Annotated in this window: 23 protein-coding genes; 11 read left to right on the forward strand and 12 right to left on the reverse strand. The window is 69.1% G+C overall.

The window, feature by feature from the left end:
- Positions 1-4: 4 nt before the first annotated feature.
- The gene (locus tag AC07NB_RS00425; RefSeq protein ID WP_494571688.1) at positions 5-1,048 is read right to left on the reverse strand and encodes a 2OG-Fe(II) oxygenase; all 1,044 of its coding nucleotides are present in this window, start codon (positions 1,046-1,048) and stop codon (positions 5-7) included.
- 144 nt (positions 1,049-1,192) lie between these two features.
- Between AC07NB_RS00425 and AC07NB_RS00430 the strand changes: the two genes are divergently transcribed.
- Positions 1,193-1,867, forward strand: a complete 675-nt coding sequence (locus AC07NB_RS00430; RefSeq protein WP_494571689.1) for a hypothetical protein — start codon at positions 1,193-1,195, stop codon at positions 1,865-1,867.
- Positions 1,868-1,935: 68 nt separating this feature from the next.
- Here the strand turns inward: AC07NB_RS00430 and AC07NB_RS00435 are convergent, their stop codons facing one another.
- Positions 1,936-2,514: a superoxide dismutase family protein gene (locus tag AC07NB_RS00435; RefSeq protein ID WP_494571690.1), complete on the reverse strand. Its 579-nt coding sequence runs from the start codon at positions 2,512-2,514 to the stop codon at positions 1,936-1,938.
- A gap of 123 nt (positions 2,515-2,637) precedes the next feature.
- On the opposite strand from AC07NB_RS00435, the gene gyrA reads away from it, so the two are divergent.
- From gyrA to AC07NB_RS00465, 6 genes are all read left to right on the forward strand, one after another.
- The gene (gene gyrA / locus AC07NB_RS00440; protein WP_492313531.1) at positions 2,638-5,415 is read left to right on the forward strand and encodes a DNA gyrase subunit A; all 2,778 of its coding nucleotides are present in this window, start codon (positions 2,638-2,640) and stop codon (positions 5,413-5,415) included.
- Positions 5,416-5,562: 147 nt separating this feature from the next.
- Positions 5,563-6,360, forward strand: coding sequence for an aminotransferase class IV (locus tag AC07NB_RS00445; protein ID WP_492313530.1), 798 nt, complete (start codon positions 5,563-5,565; stop codon positions 6,358-6,360).
- A 50-nt stretch (positions 6,361-6,410) separates the two neighbouring features.
- Positions 6,411-6,893, forward strand: a complete 483-nt coding sequence (gene coaD / locus AC07NB_RS00450) for a pantetheine-phosphate adenylyltransferase (RefSeq protein ID WP_291833027.1) — start codon at positions 6,411-6,413, stop codon at positions 6,891-6,893.
- Position 6,894: 1 nt separating this feature from the next.
- Entirely contained in the window at positions 6,895-7,767 is an 873-nt protein-coding gene (locus AC07NB_RS00455; protein WP_291833029.1) for a peptidylprolyl isomerase, read from the forward strand.
- A gap of 23 nt (positions 7,768-7,790) precedes the next feature.
- Positions 7,791-8,696, forward strand: a complete 906-nt coding sequence (locus AC07NB_RS00460; RefSeq protein ID WP_494571691.1) for a peptidylprolyl isomerase — start codon at positions 7,791-7,793, stop codon at positions 8,694-8,696.
- A gap of 80 nt (positions 8,697-8,776) precedes the next feature.
- Positions 8,777-9,532, forward strand: a complete 756-nt coding sequence (locus AC07NB_RS00465; RefSeq protein WP_494571692.1) for a hypothetical protein — start codon at positions 8,777-8,779, stop codon at positions 9,530-9,532.
- Between the two features lie 7 nt (positions 9,533-9,539).
- Here the strand turns inward: AC07NB_RS00465 and AC07NB_RS00470 are convergent, their stop codons facing one another.
- Positions 9,540-10,685: a Ppx/GppA phosphatase family protein gene (locus AC07NB_RS00470; protein WP_494571693.1), complete on the reverse strand. Its 1,146-nt coding sequence runs from the start codon at positions 10,683-10,685 to the stop codon at positions 9,540-9,542.
- A gap of 148 nt (positions 10,686-10,833) precedes the next feature.
- Between AC07NB_RS00470 and hspQ the strand changes: the two genes are divergently transcribed.
- Positions 10,834-11,148 (forward strand): heat shock protein HspQ, encoded by a 315-nt coding sequence (gene hspQ / locus AC07NB_RS00475; protein WP_494571694.1) that lies wholly within the window; start codon positions 10,834-10,836, stop codon positions 11,146-11,148.
- A 77-nt stretch (positions 11,149-11,225) separates the two neighbouring features.
- Positions 11,226-12,101, forward strand: coding sequence for a phenylalanine 4-monooxygenase (gene phhA, locus AC07NB_RS00480; RefSeq protein WP_494571695.1), 876 nt, complete (start codon positions 11,226-11,228; stop codon positions 12,099-12,101).
- Here the strand turns inward: phhA and AC07NB_RS00485 are convergent, their stop codons facing one another.
- The 5 genes from AC07NB_RS00485 to AC07NB_RS00505 form a co-directional block, all read right to left on the reverse strand.
- The gene (locus AC07NB_RS00485; RefSeq protein WP_494571696.1) at positions 12,102-13,214 is read right to left on the reverse strand and encodes a copper resistance protein B; all 1,113 of its coding nucleotides are present in this window, start codon (positions 13,212-13,214) and stop codon (positions 12,102-12,104) included.
- Positions 13,211-14,980, reverse strand: a complete 1,770-nt coding sequence (locus AC07NB_RS00490) for a copper resistance system multicopper oxidase (protein WP_494571697.1) — start codon at positions 14,978-14,980, stop codon at positions 13,211-13,213. The genes AC07NB_RS00485 and AC07NB_RS00490 overlap by 4 nt, the downstream gene beginning before the upstream one ends.
- Positions 14,981-15,075: 95 nt before the next feature.
- Positions 15,076-15,645: an RNA polymerase sigma factor gene (locus tag AC07NB_RS00495; RefSeq protein WP_494571698.1), complete on the reverse strand. Its 570-nt coding sequence runs from the start codon at positions 15,643-15,645 to the stop codon at positions 15,076-15,078.
- 8 nt (positions 15,646-15,653) lie between these two features.
- Positions 15,654-16,094: a Spy/CpxP family protein refolding chaperone gene (locus AC07NB_RS00500; RefSeq protein WP_492313522.1), complete on the reverse strand. Its 441-nt coding sequence runs from the start codon at positions 16,092-16,094 to the stop codon at positions 15,654-15,656.
- Positions 16,091-16,348: a hypothetical protein gene (locus AC07NB_RS00505; protein ID WP_494571699.1), complete on the reverse strand. Its 258-nt coding sequence runs from the start codon at positions 16,346-16,348 to the stop codon at positions 16,091-16,093. The genes AC07NB_RS00500 and AC07NB_RS00505 overlap by 4 nt, the downstream gene beginning before the upstream one ends.
- 135 nt (positions 16,349-16,483) lie before the next feature.
- On the opposite strand from AC07NB_RS00505, the gene AC07NB_RS00510 reads away from it, so the two are divergent.
- Both AC07NB_RS00510 and AC07NB_RS00515 read left to right on the forward strand, forming a co-directional pair.
- The gene (locus AC07NB_RS00510; protein WP_494571700.1) at positions 16,484-16,960 is read left to right on the forward strand and encodes a DUF411 domain-containing protein; all 477 of its coding nucleotides are present in this window, start codon (positions 16,484-16,486) and stop codon (positions 16,958-16,960) included.
- Between the two features lie 34 nt (positions 16,961-16,994).
- The gene (locus AC07NB_RS00515; protein WP_494571701.1) at positions 16,995-17,486 is read left to right on the forward strand and encodes a YybH family protein; all 492 of its coding nucleotides are present in this window, start codon (positions 16,995-16,997) and stop codon (positions 17,484-17,486) included.
- Between the two features lie 140 nt (positions 17,487-17,626).
- Here the strand turns inward: AC07NB_RS00515 and copD are convergent, their stop codons facing one another.
- From copD to AC07NB_RS00535, 4 genes are all read right to left on the reverse strand, one after another.
- On the reverse strand, positions 17,627-18,541 hold the full coding sequence (gene copD / locus AC07NB_RS00520; protein WP_494571702.1) for a copper homeostasis membrane protein CopD: 915 nt from the start codon (positions 18,539-18,541) through the stop codon (positions 17,627-17,629).
- A gap of 3 nt (positions 18,542-18,544) precedes the next feature.
- The gene (copC, locus tag AC07NB_RS00525; RefSeq protein WP_492313517.1) at positions 18,545-18,907 is read right to left on the reverse strand and encodes a copper homeostasis periplasmic binding protein CopC; all 363 of its coding nucleotides are present in this window, start codon (positions 18,905-18,907) and stop codon (positions 18,545-18,547) included.
- An 83-nt stretch (positions 18,908-18,990) separates the two neighbouring features.
- A complete protein-coding gene (locus AC07NB_RS00530) occupies positions 18,991-20,292 on the reverse strand; it encodes an MFS transporter (RefSeq protein WP_494571703.1) in 1,302 nt (433 codons plus the stop codon).
- A gap of 28 nt (positions 20,293-20,320) precedes the next feature.
- Complete coding sequence (locus AC07NB_RS00535; protein ID WP_494571704.1) at positions 20,321-20,758, reverse strand: hypothetical protein; 438 nt, start codon at positions 20,756-20,758, stop codon at positions 20,321-20,323.
- Position 20,759: the final 1 nt, after the last annotated feature.

A 20,759-nucleotide genomic window follows, 5' to 3' on the forward strand; every position in this document is an offset into this window, starting at 1 on the left:
GGCGCTAGGCCGTCAGCGCCGGGTCCAGATACTTCAGGTTCTCTTCCCGCACCTTCGCGGCCGCCTCGTCGTAGAGGAAGGGCAGGAAGGCGAAGCGTTCGCCACGGGTGACCGGCGTCGCCTCGTGCAGGATCGAGCAGGAGAAGACGCAGGCGCCGCCGGGGGGCGGGCGGTAGGTGCGGTCGCCGAACTCGGGGAAGCGGAGATCGCCGCCGTCGTAGTCGCCGTTCAGGTTGATCGAGACCGCGAACCGCCGGTGGGCCGTGCCCTTGGTGGTGTTGTCGCGGTGCGGGCGGAAGAAGCCGCCGGTCTCGCCGTCGTAGCGGGCGACCAGATAGCGTTCGATCCGGGTCGGCTTGAAGTTGAAGGCCTTTTCGATCTGCGGGATCAGGCGGCGGTTCAGCCGCGCCACGACCTGCTTCTGCAGGGCGTCCTCCTCGACGAGAACGTCCGAGCGGCGCTTGTGCTGGTCGTTCATCATCAGGGTGGTGACGCCGTCGATCTCGCGCATGAAGCCAGAGGGTTCGCCGCCGGTCCGGCGATACAGGGCGATCAACTGCTCGCAGAAGCCGGGCTCGAAGATGCGCGGGGTGACCAGGACGGGGGCCAGGCCGCGGAAGCCGCCGTGACGGGCGGGCGGAGGCAGGGCGGCGACGCGGTCGAGCAGGGCCTCGGCGTCTTCCGCCCCGACCATGCCCATGACGTGCAGGGCCGGATCGATCAGGACCCACCGCTCGGCGTCCTGGGCGTCATACAAGGCGGCGGCCTCGCCGGCCTCGTCGAACAGGAAGCGGCGGCCGGGGAGGCTGTCCTGCCGGGCGGCGCGGGCCTCATCCGGGCCCACGATCAGGATGAAGGCGCTGGCGTGCAGGTCGTCGAAGGCCGTGCGTCGGGCGTCCAGCAGCGCGGCCGCCCGCTCGACCGCCGGACCCGCCGGGACGATGGCGAGCAGCAGGTAGCGGCCCGCGGCGGTGTCGAAGACGTAGCGCGGGTTGCTGACGCCTTGGGTCGAGAACGTCGGGGCGGGATCGCCGAAAAGAAGCGCCATGCCCTCAGGATGGGCGGAATGGCCTAGCGGTATCAAGCTCTCGCTCTGACTTAGTTGCGAACTCACATCGCGGGGAAGTTGGGGGAGTTGAGTAGCGGATCGCCTTGCGGTTGCTCAATCAACGGCGCGCGTTATGGTTAAGCCATGAACATAATCGATAGCCTCACCGACGCAGAGCTTTCCGGGCTGCCGGATGACGAAGGCGAACGATTTGCTGCAATCGTAAGAATTACTCGCCCAAAATTCGAGCAAAGCCTAGCAAGTCGTGTGTCGAATTGGACTCCGACCGAGAGGAAGCTATCCTATGCCAGTGAATTGCAATCTTGCGCTAAAGTCTTGGGAATTGAACGTCTATCAGAATGGAGCATTACTGTCGTAACGGTCGAGCAGTTCTTGGCCCACGCTGAGGGTTTTGTCAGTCAGCAGCGCGTTTTAACTGATATGAAATTGCGAGATAATCTCGTCAGGCTGGGGGATTCTGGAAAAATTGAGATCGGTAAGAAAATTGCCGATATTCGCCACCAGATCGATATTTCGGGACTCAGTGAGCGCCGAAAGAAGATTCTTCATGACAAGTTAGATTCTTTTGAAAAAGAGTTGGCGAAGCCAAGATCAAACGCTGCCGTTCTAATTGGTACGTTGGTGTTGATAATGGCGACCGTTTCTGATGTTGGCGGCACGGTCAAGGCTGTTCAGGATAGCAGTACTTGGATTATTCGCGAACTTTCCGAAGCTCACGTAAGCGAAACCCGGACGAGTGTGGGGCTCCCTGCATTGGGAGGGCTTCCGAAGATTGAAGACCAAACTGGGGCCCAATGAAGAGTTGCCTCGACAGCGCGATGGCATTGCTGCGCAACTGATGTAGCTCGCGCTGTCTAGGCGGCCCCTCAGCCGGCGGGCTGGAACACGCCGCAGGCGATGCGGGCGCCGGCGCCGCCGATGGGCTGGCTGACGTAGTCGTCCGGGTTGGCGTGGACGACGAAGGACAGGCCGTTGCCATCGACATAGTCGCTTTCGTGGGCGTCGAGCCCTTCCCAGGCCAGGTAGACGTCGGCGTTGGCGGTTCCGTCGGCGGCGGCGTGGACGTTCTGCAGATCGCCCAGATCCGGTCCGCCGGTCTTGTTCAGCAGACCGTGGGGGCGAGCGCCCTCGGCGTGGTTCACATGGCCGCCGGCCGAGGTGAAGGCCGGGGCCTCGCAGGTGCCGACGGCGTGCAGGTGGACCGCGTGCCAGCCGGCCGGCCAGCCCTTGCCCTCGACCCGGAAGATCATCCCCATGGGGCCTTCATAGCCGGTGACCGTGCCCGCATCGGCGCCGTCGGCGGTCTTCAGCGCGGCGGTCACCACGGGCTGGGGCGCAGGGGCCGGCGCAGGCGTGGGGGCGGGAGCCGCCGTCTGGGCGAGGGCTCCGGCGGCGCCCACCAGGAGGGGCGTGGCGATGAGGGCGGCGAGGAGGCGCTGGCGCATGGTGGAAAATCCCTGTGTACAAGCCTGGAAGCTGGGCGATCCTTTTGCTTAAGGAGGCCCTGGATGCTAGAAAACCGGACAGCGGATCACGTTCCGATTCCGGCCATTTAAAGCCTGATTTCCTTGACCGACGACACCTACGAAAACGCCGCAGCCCCGGCGGGCGGCGACATCTCCACCATCACCATCGAAGACGAGCTGCGCCGCTCGTATCTCGACTACGCCATGAGCGTGATCGTGAGCCGGGCGCTGCCGGACGCGCGCGACGGGCTGAAGCCCGTGCACCGCCGCATCCTGTACTCGATGCACGACCTGAAGATGTCGCCCGAGAAGTCCTACTCCAAGTGCGCCCGCGTGGTCGGCGACGTGCTGGGCCGCTTCCACCCGCACGGCGACGCCTCGGTCTACATGGCGCTGGTGCGCATGGCCCAGCCGTTCTCGATGGGTCTGATGCTGGTCGATGGCCAGGGCAATTTCGGCTCGGTCGACGGCGATATGCCCGCCTCGATGCGATACACCGAGGCCAAGATGGCCCCGGCCGCCGTGGCGCTGCTGGCCGACATCGACAAGGACACCGTCGATTTCCAGCCGAACTACGACGAGAAGGAGCTGGAGCCGGTCGTCCTGCCCAGCCGCATCCCGAACCTGCTGGTCAACGGCGCGGGCGGCATCGCCGTCGGCATGGCCACCAACATCCCGCCGCATAACCTGGGCGAAGTGGTCGAGGCGGCGGTGGCGCTGCTGGACGACGCCAACATCAGCGACGACGCCCTGCTGGACATCGTGCCCGGTCCCGACTTCCCGACCGGCGGCGAGATCATGGGCCGCACCGCGCCCCGCAACGCCCTGCGCGACGGCCGCGGCTCGGTCATCGTGCGCGGCAAGGCCTCGATCGAGACGATCCGCAAGGACCGCGAGGCCATCGTGGTCACCGAGCTGCCGTTCCAGGTCAACAAGCAGACCCTGATCGAGCGCATCGTCGAACTGGTGCGCGAGAAGCGGATCGAGGGCATCGCCGACGTGCGCGACGAATCCGACCGCGACGGCATGCGCATGGTCATCGAGCTGAAGCGCGACGCCTCGGGCGATGTGGTGCTGAACCAGCTGTGGCGCTTCACCGCCATGCAGTCGTCGTTCGGCGTCAACATGCTGGCCCTGAACCACGGCCGTCCCGAGCAGATGGGCCTGCGCGACCTGCTGCAGATCTTCCTGGACTTCCGCGAAGAGGTGGTCGTCCGCCGCACCAAGTACGAACTGGCCAAGGCGCGCGACCGCGGGCACGTGCTGGTCGGTCTGGCCGTGGCCGTGGCCAATATCGACGAGGTCATCCACATCATCCGCTCGTCGGCCGATCCGACCGAGGCGCGCGAGCGTCTGCAGGCCAAGTCCTGGCCGGTGGGCGACATGATCGCCCTGGTCGAGCTGATCGCCGACCCGCGCTCGATGCTGGTCGACGGCGACAAGCTGAACCTGACCGACGAACAGGCCCGGGCCATCCTGTCGCTGACCCTGAGCCGCCTGACCGGCCTGGGGCGTGACGACATCTTCGCCGAGGCCCGCGCCCTGGCCGAGACGATCCAGGAGCACCTGACCCTGCTGTCGGACCGCGCCAACATCCTGGCCGTGATCCGCGCCGACCTGATCGCCGTGAAGGACGAGTTCGCCGTGCCGCGCCGCACCCTGATCGGGGAAGGCGACGGCGAGATGGAGGACGAGGACCTGATCCCGCGCGAGGACATGGTCGTGACGGTCACCCACGGCGGCTACGTCAAGCGGGTGGCGCTGAACGCCTATCGGACCCAGCATCGCGGCGGCAAGGGCCGTTCGGGCGTGGCGATGAAGGAGGACGACGCCGTCGTCGGCGTGTTCTCGGCCTCGACCCACACGCCGGTGCTGTTCTTCGCCACCAACGGCAAGGCCTACAAGCTGAAGACCTGGCGCCTGCCGCTGGGCAATCCGCAGTCGCGCGGCAAGGCGTTCGTCAACCTGCTGCCGATCGAGCCGGGCGACAGCATCATGAACGTGCTGCCCCTGCCCGAGAACGAGGCGGAGTGGGGCGAGTACGACATCATGTTCGCCACCAGCTCGGGCGACGTGCGCCGCAACAAGCTGTCGGACTTCGCCACGGTAAACCGCGCGGGCAAGATCGCCATGAAGCTGGAAGACGGCGACCGGATGGTCGGCGTGGCCCTGTGCACCGCCGAGGACGACGTCATGCTGACGACCGCCCTGGGCCGGGCGATCCGCTTCAAGGCCGACGACGTGCGGGTCTTCAAGGGCCGGGATTCGACCGGCGTGCGCGGCGTGCGCCTTCAGGCCGGGGACGAGGTCATCTCCATGGCCGTGCTGGGCCGCGTGGACGCCACGCCGGAAGAACGCGCCGCCTACGTCAAGCACGCCAACGCCATGCGCAAGGCGCTGGCCGGCGCCGACGGCGAGGACGAGGCTCCGGCGGTCGAGGCCGATGACGAAGCGGTCGGCGAGGCCGTGCTGAGCGTCGAGCGGATCGCCGAACTGGGCGCCGCCGAGCAGTTCATCCTGACCGTCACCGAGACCGGCTTCGGCAAGCGCTCCTCGGCCTATGAGTATCGCCGCACGGGTCGCGGCGGGCAGGGGCTGACGGCGCACGGCCTGGGCGGCCGCGCGGGCACGCGCCTGGCGGCGTCCTTCCCGGTCGAGGAAAGCGACGACCTGCTGATGGTCACCTCGGGCGGGCAGATGATCCGCACGCCGATGGAGCAGGTCCGCATCGTCAGCCGCTCGAGCCAGGGCGTCACCATCTTCAAGACCGCCGACGGCGAGAAGGTCGTCTCGGTTGAACGCCTGCCGGACTCCGGCGGCGGCGCTGATGACGATGTGATCGAGGGCGAAGGCGGCGAGATCGAGGGCGGCGAGGGCTGAGTTTTCTCTTTCCGCTCATCCCGGCGAAAGCCGGGACCCAGTCCTTTCGTGGAAACGCCGTCGAAGGGGACCGAAAGGGAGGAAGCTTCGGTTGAACCGATCATCCAAAACACTGGGTCCCGGCTTTCGCCGGGATGAGCGGACCTCATGAATCTGTTCCGCATCGACGGCGAACCGGCCAGCGTCGAGGCGCTGGCTCCCGTGCTGATGTCGAACTACGGCGCCTTCACCTCGATGCAGGTCGAGGACGGCGCCGTGCGGGGCCTGGACCTGCATCTGGACCGGCTGGAGCATGAGGCGCTGACGCTGTTCGGCGTGGCCGTGCCCGAGGCGAGGCTGCGCGAGCGGATGCGGGCGGCGCTGGCGGGACAGGAGGGACGGCGCAGCCTGCGGGTGCAGCTGTTCCTGGAAACCGTCACCCTGCGCATGCCCGACGCCATGGGCGAGCCGAGTGTGCTGACCGTCGTGTCCGATCCGGCGAACGCGCTGTGCGATCCGCTGAGATTGCAGACGCAGGACTATGCCCGCGAAGCGCCGGAGCTGAAGCACAACGGCACCTTCGGCCTGACCCGCGCGCGACGGGCGGCGAAGGCGGCGAGTTTCGACGACGCGCTGTTCGTCGGGCCGGACGGCCTGGTGTCGGAAGGAACGATCTGGAACATCGGCTTTGTCGAGGACGGGCGCATCGTCTGGCCCCGGGCGCCGATGCTGCGCGGGACGGGGCAGGCGCTGCTGGAGAACGGGCTCGATCTCGTCGGGCTGGACAGCGAGATCCGGCCGATAGACCGGACCGCGCTGGCGGGCTTCCGGCAGGCCTTCATCTGCAACAGCGCCACGCCCGCCTGCCCGGTCGGAAACATCGATGGGCGGTCCCTGGACGTGGATCCGGCGCTGATCGACCGGCTTCAGGCCGCATGGGCGTCGAACGCGCCGCAGGCGATCTAGGCCGTCGGTTTCGCACCTGCTAAACCGGACCAAAGTCGGGGAGGACTTCGATGCGCATAGGCCTGTATCCGGGCACGTTCGACCCGATCACCAACGGGCATATGGACATCATCGGCCGGGCGGTGAAGCTGGTCGATCGGCTGGTCATCGGCGTCGCCCAGAACGACGACAAGGGCCCGCTGTTCTCGACCGCCGAACGGGTCGAGATGGTCCGGGCCGAGGTGGTGAAGTTCGGCGACAAGGTCGAGGTTCGGCCCTTCTCCAGCCTGCTGATGCATTTCGCCGAAGAGCTGGACGCGACGGTGATCGTGCGCGGCCTGCGCGCCGTCGCCGACTTTGAATACGAATTCCAGATGACGGCGATGAACCAGCGCCTCAATGCCGACATCGAGACCGTCTTCCTGATGGCCGACCCGCGGCATCAGGCGATCGCCTCGCGGCTGGTCAAGGAAATCGCCCGACTGGGCGGGGATATCGGAAGTTTCGTCAGCCCGGCCGTCGCGGCCCAGGTGCTGGACAGGGTCAAGGACTAGAATGCGTACCAAGACGATGCTCGCGGCGGCCGTGTCGGCCGCCCTCCTGACCGGCGCGACCGCCCCGGCGGCCCTGTCGCAGACGGCGGCGCCCGCCGCGGAGTGGCGCACGATCGCGCCGGAGAACCTGCTGATCATCGACACCGCCAAGGGGCGGATCGTGATCGAACTGGATCCGCGCGTGGCGCCCCAGTCGGTCGAACGGGTGCGCACCCTGGCCGACCGCGGCTTCTATGACGGACTGAAATTCCACCGGGTGATCGAGGGCTTTATGGCCCAGACCGGCGATCCCCTTGGCACCGGCGAGGGCAGCAGCGAACTGCCCGACGTGCCCGGTGAGTTCTCGTTCCGGCGGGGCCGCGCCGACGGCTTCGCCGCCACCGGGCCGGGCAATAGCGGCAGCGCCCAGATGGGGCTGATGGGCTCCATGCCCGTCGAGACCCAGCCGGACGCCCAGATGATGGTCACCGCCGACTTCAAGGTCGCGGCCATCGGCCTGTTCTGCCCCGGCGTCGTGGGCATGGCCCGCGCCAACGATCCGAACAGCGCCAACAGCCAATTCTACATCATGACCGGCCCCAACGCGTCCCTGAACGGGACCTATACGCCCTTCGGCCGGGTGCTGGCCGGACTGGACGCGGTCAAGGCGCTGAAGCCCGGCGTGCGCGCCGAGAACGGCCGGGTGACCGATCCCGACGTCATGACCCGGGTGCGGACCGCGGCGGCCCTGCCGGCGGGGCAGCGGCCCACCGCGCGGGTCATGGTCTCGGCCGGCCCGGCCTTCGCCGCCCGGATCGCCGAAGCCCGCACCGCACTGGGCGATCGCTTCACCGTCTGCGACGTGCAGCCGCCGGCCGAAGTCACCGGCGGCTGAGCCGGACGCAAGGGGAGGGGACCATGAGACTGACGCTCGCAAGATCGCTCGTTGTGGCCGTGGCGGCCCTGTCCGCGGGGGCCGCCCTGGCCCAGGACGCGGGCGGCCCGCCGCCTCCGCCCCCGGCGCCCACGCCGCAGACCACGATCGCCGAGAATGACTGGCGCGCCGTCGCGCCCGAGAACCTGCTGGTCATCGACACGACCAAGGGCCGCATCCTGGTCGAGCTGACGCCGCAGATCGCGCCCCTGCATGTCGAGCGCATCCGCCTGCTGGCGCACAACGGCTTCTTCGACGGCCTGCTGTGGCACCGGGTGATCGACTGGTTCATGGCGCAGACCGGCGACCCGCTGGGCAGCGGCGAGGGCCAGAGCGCCTATCCCGACCTGAAGGCCGAGTTCACCTTCCGCCGCGACCCGGCCATGCCGTTCGCCGCCGTGGCTGAGCCCGCCGGCGCGCGGGTCGGCTTCCTGGGCGCCCTGCCGGTCCAGACCCAGCCCGACGCCGCCTTCGCCCAGACCGGCGACGGCAAGGTGCACGGCTGGGGCCTGTACTGCCCGGGCGTGGTGGGCATGGCCCGCGACGAGGGCAACGACACCGCCAACAGCCAGTTCTTCATCATGCGCCAGGCCTATCCGGCGCTGGACAAGCGCTACACCATCTGGGGCGTGACGGTGTCAGGGCTGGACGTGGTCCGGTCGCTGCAGGTCGGGGACGGCGAGAACGGCATGATGGCCTCGGTCCAGCCGGACCGCATGACCCGCGTGCGCGTGGCCGCCGACATCCCCGCCGCCGAGCGGCCGACGGTGCAGGTGCTGGCCACCGGCTCCGAGCGCTTCCGCACCCTGGTGACCGAGGCCCGCGCGGCGCGCGGCGCCGACTTCTCGGTCTGCGACGTGACCCTGCCGGTTCAGGTGGCCGGGGGCTGAGCGCGACTGCAAATGTGACCCTGGGTATTCAAGGATCAGGCATTTCACGGTATCCGTGTTGAAATACACGGGGGAAGCTGATGCGAGAATTTTTGGGCGGTCTGCTTGTGCTGGCCGCGTTCGCGATGTTCGTGCTTTCGATCGTGGTGATGGTGAAGCCACTCAAGCGGCTTCATCTAGGCTCGCGGAAGCGGGGGCTCCTTTTGTTGGGAGCATCCTTCGTCGTGACCATCATTGGCGGCATGATACTTCCGCCGCCGACACCAGAAGAGGTTGCGGTTCGCGCCGCGGATGAGGCGCGAGAGAAGGCAGAGCGCGAGACAGTTCAAGCAGCGGAAAAGAAGGCGCGAGATGACGCCGAAGCGGCGGCGGAAGCACGATTGAAACCCGCCATGACTGAGGCCGCCACGGGACTCTGGAACCGCATCAACTCCACTGTCGCGGGATGCGATGCCGCGTCGAAGGCGGTGTCGGACGCAGCCGGCGCTCGAAACCCGAGCCCCTATGTGCTCTATCCCTTGGTGCAACAGGCCAAAACAGTCTGCGCGAGTGAAGGTTTGGAGGTCAGCCGCATCGATGTTCCAGATACCATTCCCGCGCGTCATCGGGATGGGTTTAAGGAGGCAATCGAGACCTGTTCCAACGCCTATCTAGCCAAGATGTCGGCCTTTGACTCAATGGCGAAGGTGCTTGATGGCAATGTCCGCCCATCGGCAGTCTCGGATGCTCAGCAAAACGCCGAGCGCGCGCAAGCTGGCATAATGCTTTGCGGGATCCGGTTCATGAAGGCGGCGAGCGACGCTGGCCTGGATCTAGACGAGGTCATCAAAGACTAGCCACTTCTCAACGTGCCGAGGTTTGCTCTCCACCGCTTCCGCCGCGACCGCGTCCGCGCCGGCGTTTGCGGCGGGGAGGCTTGCGGTCCTCGCGCATGCGCTGGAGCAACAGGCCTTCGCGCAGGCCGCGGTCGGCGACGCGCACGCGCTCTGACGGCCAGGCGCGCTGCACGGCTTCCATGATGGCGGCGCCGGCCAGGACCAGATCGGCGCGGTCCGGGCCGATGCAGGATTCCGCCGCCCGACCCTCGGGCCCCAGCGCCTTCAGCCGTTCGGCCGCCGCCTCGCAGTCGCCGCGCGTCATCCACAGGCCGTCGACCAGATTGCGCTGGTAGCGGGGCAGACCCAGGTGGATGCCCGCCAGGCTGGTGATCGCGCCCGAGGTGCCGACCAGATGGGCGCGGCCCTGGACGAAGACGTCGCGCAGGGCCGGATCGACCGGCGTGTCGGCGATGGCGGCGCCCATGTCGGCCACCATGGCTTCGTACCAGGGGTTCAGATCGCCGCCGATCGGTTCGGGGTGGCGCTCGGCCAAGGTGACGACGCCGATGGGGGCCGAAATCCAGCCTTCCAGCACGAAGCCCGAGCCGTTGCGGCGCAGCCAGCTGAGCTCGGTCGAACCGCCGCCGACATCGACGACCAGAATGGCCTCGGCGCTGGGATCGAACAGGTTGAGGCAGCCCTGGACGGCCAGACGGGCCTCTTCGGCCGGGTCGATGATGCGCAGCTTCAGGCCCGTGCCCTGCCGCACCCGTTCGATGAAGGCGGCGCCGTTCTCGGCCTGGCGGCAGGCCTGGGTGGCCACGGCCATGAGGCGCGAGGGGTCGATCCCGCGCTTGGCGACCCGCTCGCCGCACAGCATGAGGGCCTCATAGGCCCGCTCCATGGCCGCGTCGTCCAGCCGGCCGGTGCGCGACAGGCCTTCGCCGAGGCGGACGATGCGGCTGAACGAATCGACGACGCGGAAGCCGTCCTTCGCCGCGCGGGCGATCAGCAGACGGCAGTTGTTGGTCCCCAGATCGAGGGCGCCGTAGAGCGGCGCGTCGCGACCTGACGCCCCCGGTCCGGCGGGCGCGCCGCCGCGGGCGCGCTCTCCGTCGGATCGACGGGGCTGGGACCGGCGGCGCGAGGACGCGCCTTCGGTCTCCGGCATGGCCGAATCTTTCAAGGTGGGCGGTCCGGAACGGCGCCCGTCCCCAACAGCCTAGACTGCGAAACTCGTCCGCGCCAAGCGTGTCTGTCGCGAAAATGAACGGCGGTCACATGATCCGGCTCAGGTTCGGGAGCGTAACCGTGGCGGCATGACCCATCCCGTCTCAGCCCGCTTCGGCCTCGGCCAGATCGTCCGGCATCGTTCCGCGGGATTTCGCGGCGTGGTGATCGACGTGGATCCCGTCTTCGCGGGGCAGCCCGGCGCGACCGGCGCGATCTCGCCGGACCAGCCCTTCTACCAGGTGCTGGCCCTGGGGGGCGACGGCGGCTTCATGGCCTATGCGTCCGAGGATTCGCTGGAGCACGACCCCGAGCTGTCGATGCTGACCCGGGATGCGGAGGAGCGCTACTTCACCGTCGACGCCCGTGGCCGGCACGCGCCGCGCGAGCAGGCGATCCACTGACACTGCTGGCGCGCGCCCGCGCCGGGTTCTAGATTGTCGGCAAGGGGCCGCCAGAGCCCGGATGCAGGAGCACCGTCATGTCCGATTTCGAGCACGTCTTCGACAAGCCGCCCGCGGGCGCGGCTGAAGACTGGACGATCCCGCAGGACTGGCGCGCCTATACCGAGACCGAGCACAAGACCTGGGACACCCTGTACGCCCGGCAGATGAAGATCCTGCCCGGCCGCGCCGCCGACGTCTTCTTCAAGGGGCTGAAGGCGCTGGATCTGAACACCGGCGGCATTCCCGACTTCTCGCTGATGAACCCCAAGCTGCAGGCCCTGACCGGCTGGACGGTGGTGTGCGTGCCGGGTCTGGTGCCGGACGAGGTCTTCTTCGACCACCTGGCCAACCGTCGCTTCCCCTCGGGCCAGTTCATCCGCAAGCCGGACCAGCTGGACTACCTGCAGGAGCCGGACATCTTCCACGACGTGTTCGGCCATGTGCCGATGCTGACCGACCCGGACTTCGCCGCCTATATGGAAGCCTACGGCAAGGGCGGGCAGCGGGCCGCCTCGCTGGGCATGCTGCCCAATCTGGCGCGCCTGTACTGGTACACGGTCGAATTCGGCCTGATGCAGGACACCGACGGCCTGCGCATCTACGGGGCCGGCATCGTCTCCTCGGCGACCGAGAGCGTGTTCGCCACCGAGGATCCGTCGCCGAACCGGCTGGGCTTCGACCTGGAGCGGGTGATGAAGACCCTGTACCGGATCGACGACTTCCAGCAGGTCTATTTCGTCATCGACAGCATCGAGGCGCTGAAGGGCGAGACGCTGAAGGATTTCGGCCCGATCTACGACCGGCTGAAGGGCGCGGACGCCATCCCGATCGAGACCGTCCTGCCCACCGACGAGGTCTTCACCGAAGGCACCCAGGCCTATGCGGCCAAGGGCGGGCGGTTCGCGGCCTGATCAGAACCAGGCCTTGAGGCCGACGACGAGGCGGGTGTCGTCCGCTTCGCCGCCCCGGGCCTCGATGTCGTCGGCCGTGTCTCCGAATGATCGGCTCCATTCGACGCCGACGTAGGGGGCGAACTCCCTGCGGATTTCGTAGCGCAGGCGAAGACCCGCCGTGACCGAGGTCAGGCCCGAGCCGATCTCCAGTTCCGGGACATCCTGGGCCGACAGGTTCAGCTCAAGCGCGGGCTGCAGGATCCAGCGCTGGGTGAGACGCTGGTCGTATTCCGCCTCGACGCGGGCCGTCAGGTCGCCGTCGGTCGACAGGAAGGCGGCGGCGCCCATCTCGAACCAGTAGGGGGCGACGCCCTGCACGCCGACGGTCAGGTGGGTCGTGTCCGGGCCGTCCGGGCGGACATCCTGGCGCACGCCCGCCTGAACGTCCCAGAAGGGGGCGATGGCGCGGCTATAGAGGGCCTGAATCTCGGCGTCGTGCAGCTTGCCGCCGAAGTCGCCTTCGCCCTCGGTCTTCCACCAGAAGCGATTGATGTCGCCGCCGGTCCAGCCCTGGGCCTCCCAGCCGTAGCCGTCCTCGCCGTCGCCGAAGCGGGCCTCAAGCCTGTCGACCTGAACCGCCGTGGTGCGGACGTCGCCGTTCTCGACCAGCAGTTGCCTGCGCGCCGCCGCCATGGCGGCTGGATCGAACAGCAGGTCCGCCGCGTGGGCGGGCGCGGCGCGGGCGGAGGGCGGGGGCGGGGTCTCGACCATGCGGCCGCCGACGGCGTCCACGCTGGTCGGAACATTGGGCGGGCCGGCGGTCATGCCGCCCATGTCGTGCCCGGCGTGGGGATCGGTTGCGGGTGAGGCGGGGCTCATGTTGTGGCCCGCGTGAGGATCGGCGGCGGGCGGCGTAGCTGGAGCCGCCTGCATGCCGCTCATGTCATGCCCAGCGTGCGGATCTGCGGCCGTCGCGGGGGGCGGAGGCGCGGGCCTGTGGGCGGCGTGGGGATCCGCCGGGGGCGGGGTCTGGGCGGGCGCGGTGTGGCCGGCGTGCGACTGGGCGGCGGCGGAACCGGCGGCCAGGACCAGCGGCAGGACCGCGGCGGCGGCGAGCAGGGCGCGGTTCATCGGGCCGCTCCTTGCATCGGCCGGACCGTGACGACGTTGAACATCCCGGCGTGCATGTGCATCAGCAGGTGGCAGTGGAAGGCCCAGTCGCCGGGCGCGTCGGCGGTCAGGTCGAAGGTCACCTTTGAGCCCGGCGCCACATTGACCGTGTGCTTCAGCGGCTGATGCCCGTCGTGGCCGTTGACCAGCTGGAAGAAGTGGCCGTGCAGGTGGATCGGGTGGGCCATCATGGTGTCGTTGACCAGGGTGACGCGGACCCGCTCGTTCAGCTCGAACCGGATCGGCTCGACCAGCTCCGAGAATTTGCGGCCGTCGAAGCCCCACATGAACCGTTCCATGTTTCCGGTCAGGTGGATTTCCATTGAACGTGACGGCGGGCGCGTGTCGCGGTTCGGCTCGAGGGCGCGCAGGTCGGTGTAGACCAGCACCCGGTGATCGACGTCCTGCAGGCCCTGCGGACGCTCGCCCAGGCGGTTCGCGGGCGCGGGAGCGACGGCGTCCACCCCGACGCCGACCGCCATGTCGGCGGGGGCGTTGTTCGGGTCGCGCATGCTCATGGCGCCGTGATCCATGGGTGCGGCGGCTTCGCCATGGGCCGAGTGATCCATCCCGGCCATGGAGCCGTGATCCATGCCCGCCATGCCGCCACCCATGCCCATGTCGGTCATGGTCAGGTTGGGAACCTCGCGCAGCGGCGGAACCTCGGCCGTCATGCCCAGGCGCGGGGCCAGGGTGGCGCGGCCCATGCCCGAGCGGTCGATGGCCTCGGACACGATGGTGTAGGCGCGGTCCTCGGTCGGTCGGACGATGACGTCATAGGTCTCGGCGACCGAGATCTGGAACTCGTCCACCTCGACCGGACGGACGTGCTCGCCGTCGGCCTGGACCACGGTCATGGCCAGGCCGGGGATGCGGACGTTGAAGATCGACATGGCCGAGGCGTTGATGATGCGCAGCCGCACCCGCTCGCCGGGGCGGAACAGTCCGGTCCAGTTCTCCTGCGGGCCGTGGCCGTTAATCAGATAGGTGTAGGTCGAGCCGCTGACGTCCAGGATGTCCCGCGGATCCATCCGCATCGATCCCCACATGCGGCGTTCCTCCAGGCTCATCCGATCCTCGCCCGAGATCAGGCCGGACAGGGTGGTGCGCTGGTGGTTGAAGTAGCCGGGGCTCTTCTTCAGCTTGGCCAGGATTTCGTGCGGATGCATGAAGCTCCAGTCCGACAGGACCAGAACGTGCTCGCGGTCATAGCCGACCGGATCGGCGCCGGCCGGGTCGATGACGATGGGGCCATAGTGGCCCATGGCCTCCTGCAGCCCCGAATGGCTGTGGTACCAGTAGGTGCCGGACTGCCGGATCGGGAACTCGTAGACGAAGGTCTCGCGGGGCTTGATGCCGGGGAAGCTGACGCCCGGCACGCCGTCCATCTGGAACGGCAGCAGCAGGCCGTGCCAGTGGATCGAGGTGTCCTCGTCCAGGGTGTTGGTCACCGACAGGCGCACGTTCTGGCCCTCGCGCATCCGCAGCAGGGGCGCGGGGAGCAGACCGTTGACGGTGAAGGCGTGGCCGGTGCGGCCGCCGACGGTGAAGTCCGAATGCCCCACGGTCAGGTCGATGTTCGGCCCCGTCAGCGTCGGCAGATCGGCGCGCAGTCCCGGCGAACCCGTCTGCGCCCAGGCGGGCATCAGGCCTTGCAGGCCCAGCAGTCCGCCGCCCGCGGCGACTCCGCGCAGAAGGGCTCGGCGATCAAGGCGTGGGGTCGGCATGGGGCGGGCGGTCCTCGGGCGAATTCGGCTGTTCGTTCAGATACGCAGCGGAACCGGCTTCCCCCTGCGGCGGGTCGCCACAGGCCGGCTTCGGATCAGGTCCCGGCGGCGGAGGACGCCGCCATCCGTTCCGTCAACGCCTTGCGGGCGCGCGCGATCCGGGTCTCCACGGCCTTGACCGTGACGCCCAGGATGGCGGCGATCTCGGCCTGCGACCGCCCTTCCAGGGTGGCGAGCAGCAGGGGCGCCTTCAGGGCGTCCGGCAGGTTGGACAGCGCGCGCTGGAGGGCTTCGGCCCGGCGCCGGTCGTCCAGCCGGGCCTCGGGCGCGGGCGCATCGTCGCCCACCGCCGCCGCCTCGGGCGCGTCCAGGCCCATGACCCCGCGCACCACGCGCCGGACCGCGCGCCGCCGGCCCCAGTCGCGGCATTTGTTCACGGCGATGGCGCGCAGCCAGACATCGAACGGCCGCGCCGGATCATAGCGCCGTATGGCGAGCCAGGCGGCGACATAGGTCTCCTGCAGCAGGTCGTGCGCCTCGTCCTCGTCGCCGACATAGCGGCGGATGAAGCGGTGGAGGTCCCGCTTGGTGGCGGCCATCAGGGTGGTGAAGGCGGCCCGGTCCCCGCGCGCCGCGCGGGCTTCGATGTTCGCCTCGCCCTCCACGCCCGCGCTTAACCGGCGTCGCGGCGCAGGGCGTCGGCGACCGCCGCGTCGAACACCTCGGCCTGGGCCGGGGTCAGGACGGATCGCATCTCGAAGATATGGGCCAGGGTCGCCTTCTGCAGGTCGCCCATGGCCGTGTGGAAGTGATCGACCGCCGCCTGGACCTCGGGCGTGTCGCCCCGGTTGACGGCGATGGCGGCGGCCAGTTCGCGGTTGGCGGCCCGGACCTCGGTCTCCAGGGCGGTGCGGCGCGGGGCGAAGCGGGCCTCGATGGCGTCGAGGCGGCGGTCCTGTTCGGCGTTCAGGTCGAGCTTCTCATGGACGACGCTGTGCAGGCTGGGGGGCTGGCGGTCGCGCAGGATCCAGGTCGCGCTGACCCAGGTCGCCGCGCCGCTGGCCAAGGCGGCCAGCACCGCCGTGATCAGGATGGAGGTCCAGGCGGTCTTCATCCGCGGGCGTCCAGGCGCGTGAGGGGCGAGGCGTCGGCCGAGACGGCGAACACCTGCATCTCGGACGGCGCGGACCGGGACGCCGCCAGCATCAGGCCCCCGTTCACCCCGCCGATGACCAGGGCCATGGCGACGGCGGCGAGCCGCACCTGCCCCATCCGCATCTGGGCGCGGCGCTGGTCGACGCGGATCCAGACGCCGTCTTCCAGACCGGCCAGCCCTGTCTCGTCCACCGGTCCGGCGGCGGCGATCATTGTTCTGAGGTCATCCGTCATTGCACACCTGCCTCCATGCCCCGTCCAGCATACGCATGCGTCGGCGATAACCCTCATGAGGGGGGCGACGCCATCTCCCGTATAGAGATGAACGCCCCGCGGAGAACACATCTGATGCGATCGACACTGAACCGCCGTCTGTTGCTCGGGGCGGGCCTCGCCGTGGGCATGGGGGGCGCCGCCTGCGCCCAGACCGCGCCACCCCGCGCCCTGACGGTCTACAAGACCCCGACCTGCCCGTGCTGCGACGGATGGGTCGCGCACATGCGCCGGGCGGGCTTCACCGCCACCGTCGTCGTGACCGACGACCTTCAGCCGGTGCGACGCAGCCGGGGCTTTCCCGACGCGCTGGCGTCCTGTCACACCGGTCTGGTCGGCGGCTATCTGATCGAGGGCCATGTGCCGGCCGAGGATGTCGTCCGTCTGCTGGCCGACCGACCGACCGCCGTGGGCCTGGCCGTGCCGGCCATGCCGCTGGGCTCGCCGGGCATGGAGACGCCGCAGGGCCACAAGGATCCCTACGACACCCTGCTGGTGCTGAGATCAGGCGCCCCGCGCGTTTTCGCCCGCCACAACCAGTCGGCCACCTGAATCCACCCCTGAACCTGACGCACCGGAGCCGATCATGTCCCGAACCCGCCTCGCCCTGACCTTTTCGGCCGCCATGCTGTGCGCGGCGCCCGCCTTCGCCCAGGATCACGCCCATGACCACAGCGCCGCCGCCGGCGCCGTCGCCGCCGAGGCGGCGGACGCGGCCACGGTGGTCGACGCCTTCCACGCCGCGCTGAAGGCCGGGAACACCGCCGCCGCCGTGGCCCTGCTGGCGCCGGAGGTGATGATCTTCGAGGAGGGCGGGGCGGAGCGGTCGCGGGACGAATACGCCTCTCACCACCTCGGCTCGGACGCCGCCTTCGCCGCGGCCTCGGAGGCGACGGTGTCGCGCCGGTCGGGATGGGCCGACGGCGACGTGGCCTGGATCACCAGCGAGGGCCGCACGACGGGTCAGTTCAACGGCCGCGCCGTGGACCGGCTGACGGCCGAGACCATTGTGCTGAAGCGGCACGCCGACGGCTGGCGCATCCATCACATCCACTGGTCGTCGCGGGCGCCGCGCTAGAGCCTGATCGTTTTAGACGGAACCGCTTCGCGGTTCCGGCTGAAGCGTGAATCAGGCTCTCGCTTTAAATCTGGAGCCTGATTCACCGCATCGGCGGAATCGCGAAGCGATTCCTCCTCAACGGATCAGGCTCTAGGCGGTCACAGGGCCGAGGGCGGGGCCAGCGTGCCCATGACCGCGACGACGGCGAGCAGCAGGGCGCCGACCACGGTTTCGGCGACGATGCTGCGCCGGAGCCGCTGAAGCGCCGGTCGGGGATCGTCGCCGCTCTCCAGGACGACGCCGAGCGTGGGCGTCAGGCGGAAACGGTTCTGCGCCGCCATGGCGAGCATCAGTGCGAACAGTGCGAGCTTGGCGATCAGCAGCTGGCCGTAGAGGCCGGCGCCCAACGCGCCGACGCGGGCGGGCCCGACCAGGAACCCGCTGTTCACAAGGCCGGTCAGCACCAGCAGGACGACCGCGAGCGTCCCCAGGCCGGCGAAGCCGTGCAGGGCGCGATGGATCGCCGGATCATCCGAAGCGGTCCGGCGGACGAGCAGGGCGGTCAGGGCCGCCAGGGCGCCGAGCCAAAGGGCGGCGGCGGCCATGTGCACGATGTCGGCCGCCAGATGGACAGGTCCGCCGGGGCCTTCCGTCGCCGCGCCGTGCCCGGTCCAGGCGAAGCTGGCGGCGATGATCAGCCCCGCCGCGACCAGGAAGGCCCACAGGCCGCGGCCCGGTCTGAAGGCGACGACGGCGGCGAGGCCCAGCAACGCCAAGGCGCCGCGAACGACCATGGCCATGCCCAGGGTCGTGCCGGTGACCATGAAGGACAGGGAGGCGGGCTTGAGGGCTTCGCTCAACGCGCCGGCCATGACGGCGGTCTGGGCCACTAGGGCGGCGAGCGAACCGAGCGCGACGACGAGGGCCGACCCGATCAGCGTGGGCCGCGCCCAGGCGAGGTTCGGGCCCTCTGTCCCCCTGAAGCTGTAGAGCAGGAACAACGGGGTCCCGAGCAGGACGACCGCTCCGCCGTACTGAAGCCAGCGGAGCGCGATGACCGCGCCTTCCAGCATGCGTCAGCGCACCGTGAAGGTGTAGGAGCCGGTCATGCGGTGGCCGTCGCCCGAGGCGATGCGCCAGTCGACGCGGTAGACCCCGGCGGGGGCCGGGCGCGCCAGGGTTCCGGTCAGGGTCTTGCCGTCCTCGCCGACCGCGATCCGCACCGGGACCTTTTCGCCCGCGGCGTTGACGAGGTCGAAGGCGGAGAAGGCGGGCGCCATGCGCTCGCTGAAGGTCAGGCTGATGGTCGAGGGCGCCGCCACGGTCGCGTTCGGCGCTGGTGTCGCCGTGACCAGCCGGGCGTGGGCCGCCGCCGGGCCGGCGGCGAAGGCGGTCATCGCCGCCAGGGCGATGAAGGGGGCGGGGCTGAAACGGCGCATGCTCGGTCTCCTGACGGGGCCGATCCGGCCCTGTGCATCTCTACGCGCCGGGCGAGAGCGCCCCTCATGACGGCGGGGAGGGCTCAGTCCTCGTGGGCGATCAGGCTCTGATGCTTGGTGTCGCGCATGAAGAGATAGACCAGCAGCGAGACGCCGATCATGGCGGTGACGTACCAGAAGAAGGCGCTCTCGATCCCGGCGCCCTTGAGCCACAGCGCCACATATTCCGCCGTGCCGCCGAAGGCCGCGTTGGCGATCGCGTAGGGCAGGGCGACGCCCAGGGCGCGGATGTGGGCGGGGAAGAGCTCGGCCTTCACCACGGCGTTGATGGAGGTGTAGCCGCTGACGATCACCAGCGCCGAGAGCGCCAGCAGGAAGGCGACGAAGGGGCTGTCGGCCGTGGCCAGGGCCGACATGATCGGCACGGTGAAGAGGACGCCGGTGACCCCGAAGGCGATCATCACCGGCTTGCGCCCGATACGGTCGGACAGGGCGCCCACGGCGGGCTGCAGGCACATGAACAGGAACAGGGCGGCGGCGCTGATCTCGGTCGCCACGTCCTTGGTGAAGCCGGTCGTGTTGACGAGGAATTTCTGCAGGTAGGTGGTGTAGGCGTAGAAGGCGAGCGTCCCCCCGGCGGTCAGGCCCATGACCAGCAGGGCCTCCTTGGGATGCTTGAGGATCAGCAGCAGGGCGCTGGATTTCGGCGGCGCCTTGGCGTCGGAGGCCACGAAGGCGCGAGTCTCGTCGAGGCGACGCCGCAGCCAGAAGACGATCACCGCCAGCGCCGCGCCGACGAAGAAGGGAATGCGCCAGCCCCAGGACGCCAGCGCGTCCTCACTGAGGGTGTTCTGCAGCAGGATCAGCAGCAGCAGGGCCAGAAGCTGGCCCGAGATCAGGGTCACGTACTGGAAGCTGGACCAGAAGCCGCGATGGTTCTTCGTGGCCATCTCGGACAGGTAGGTGGCCGAGGAGCCGTACTCGCCGCCGACGCTGAGGCCCTGCATCAGGCGGGCGAGCAGCAGTAGGGCGGGGGCGGCCAGGCCGATGGTCGCGTAGCCGGGCGTGCAGGCGATGATCAGGCTGCCTGTACACATCAGGGTGACGGACAGGGTCAGCCCCGCCTTGCGGCCCTTGCGGTCGGCGTAGACGCCCATGATCCAGGCCCCGACCGGCCGCATCAGGAAGCCGACGGCGAAGATGGCGGCGCTGCTCAGCAGCTGGGCGGTGGGCTCGCCCTTGGGGAAGAAGACGGGAGCGAAATAGAGGGTGAAGGCCGCATAGGCGTACCAGTCGAACCACTCGACCAGATTGCCCGCCGAGCCGCCGATGATGTTGCGCAGGCGCCGGGCGGGCGACATGGTCTCGGTCGAGGCGGCGGTCATGGGGTCGGCCTTTCGGTCTCGCTCAAGGTCAGGGTCGGCCGGAGAGGGCGGGCCAGGCGGTCCAGGTTCCGATGGCGTAGGCGACGCCATAGGCCAGGACGATCAGGGAACTCCACAGAACGAAGGGCGTGACGCCGCCGGGGTTCAGGGCGAACGCCGGGACGAGCACCAGTCCGCGCAGAAGATAGACGGCGGTGATCAATACAAGGGCGGTGCGGATCAGCGGCAGGCGCGGGATCAGTCCGGCGCCGGAGAAGGCGTAGGCGGCCCAGACGGCGAGCACGCCCGCGATCCCGAGGGTGATGAGGTGCGGGGTCCATGAGCCCTGCTCGACCTGCCGCGCCATCCGCTCGCCGGCGCCGAGGGTCCGGTACCAGGATGCCCCGCCCACGATGGCGGCGAGGTGCAGAAGGGAGGCTCCGGCGCTGAGAACGCCACCCGCGATCAGGGCCGGATTGGTCGTCATG

It is taken from the genome of Brevundimonas sp. GW821-FHT09G01 (genome assembly GCF_059416065.1).